Genomic DNA, 1632 nt, shown 5'->3' on the forward strand with positions numbered 1-1632 from the left:
TAGGCCATTCGGATGCCGATGTTTTATTGCATGCCGTTTGCGATGCTTTGCTGGGGGCTGCCGCCCTGGGTGATATCGGCCGCCATTTCCCCCCCGGGGATATCCGTTACAAAAATATCAGCAGCAAGCTGCTTCTGGCCGAGGTCGGCAACAAAATCCGCCAGGCGGGATTTAAGGTTATAAATGTCGACGCCACGGTGGTCGCTCAAGAACCTCATCTGTCGGGTTATATCGGAGAGATGTCAGCCAATATTGCCGGTTGTTTGGGTATTGATCCCGGACAGGTGAATGTAAAGGCCACTACTACCGAAAGACTGGGATTTGAAGGCCAGAAGTTGGGCATATCCGCCCAGGCGGTGGCATTGCTGGGAGAGCTATAATATTTCGCCCCTGAACGAGGCAAGCTATGAAAAAAGTTCAGGGGGAAGTTATATGAACAAAGGAAAAACGGCGATATTGCTATCGCTGTTATTGCTTTTCGGTGTAGTATTGATAGGTGAGCTAATCACCAGACCTGTAGTTATGACCAGTGATGATCCCCGGGTAGTGATCAGCTTTGGCCAGGATCTCACCACCGCCCAGCGCCAGGAAGTAGAGGCATTTTTTAAAGACTGGCAGGGCAGCAAAGAGGCTCAGATAATCACGGTCAGCAATGAGGAAGAACACCGCTATCTGGAAGGGGTAGTTGATAAAAGCCTTATCGGCAGCAAAGCCATATCCAGTGCTTATTGCGAATTATTGGCTAAAGGACAGGGGATTGAAGTCAAAACCAAAAATATAGAGGCCATAACCCCGTTTATGTATGCCAACGCCCTGGCTACAGCAGGCATAGAGGATGCGCGGGTTATCGCTGCCAGCCCGGTGAAGGTCAGTGGTACCGCGGCTTTGACCGGGATGATCAAGGCTTTTGAACAGGCCAAAGGCGAACCGTTGCAAGAGAAGGCCAAAGAGACTGCCCATGAAGAAGTGGCTAGAATCTCTGAACTTGGGGAAAAGGTAGGCAAGGGCAATGCTGAAACCATCATCTACGAGGTCAAGCGAGAGGTGGTAGGCAAAAATATCACCGATCCCGAAGAGATCAGGGCCGTCATCCTTAGAGTCAGCGCGGACCTGCACATTGATCTCTCCGCAGAAGATGTGGACCGCCTGGTGCAGCTGATGCTGGATGTGCAGAGACTTAACCTTAATATAAATCAATTGTCCAACCAGCTGCAGAACCTGCATCGGGATGTCTCCGAAGTCAGGAGCACCGGCAGGATGTTCTGGAACCTGGTGCAGGAGTGGCTGCAGAAGATACGCTCCGGCTTAGACGGACTGAGCAGTATTATGAGCAGATAAGTGTTTATCCATAGAATTAACCGCTTAGGAGGGAGAATTTTTGAGTCAGATTAAGGTTCGCTTTGCGCCAAGTCCTACCGGACCTTTGCATATAGGAGGTGCGCGCTCGGCCCTGTTCAACTACCTGTTTGCCCGGCATTGCCGCGGAAAACTGGTATTGCGCATCGAGGATACCGACCTGGAGCGATCCAGCCGGGAATATGAAGAAGAGATCATCGCTTCATTGCGCTGGCTGGGCATACAATGGGATGAGGGCATCGACAGTGCAGAGGAGAACGGCCCTTACCGGCAGAC

The 1632-nt window shown here is 51.5% G+C and carries 3 protein-coding genes; all 3 read left to right on the forward strand.

Features of this window, described 5'->3' with window-relative positions:
• A partial coding sequence (ispF, locus tag B3W37_RS08765) for a 2-C-methyl-D-erythritol 2,4-cyclodiphosphate synthase (protein WP_483175412.1) occupies positions 1-380 on the forward strand: 380 nt, incomplete at its 5' end.
• Positions 381-432: 52 nt separating this feature from the next.
• The gene (locus B3W37_RS08770; protein WP_483175414.1) at positions 433-1338 is read left to right on the forward strand and encodes a DUF1002 domain-containing protein; all 906 of its coding nucleotides are present in this window, start codon (positions 433-435) and stop codon (positions 1336-1338) included.
• 40 nt (positions 1339-1378) lie between these two features.
• Positions 1379-1632 (forward strand): glutamate--tRNA ligase family protein (locus B3W37_RS08775; protein WP_483175416.1); only part of this gene is annotated, 254 nt, incomplete at its 3' end.

Source organism: Syntrophomonas sp. UBA5494, from assembly GCF_002426325.1.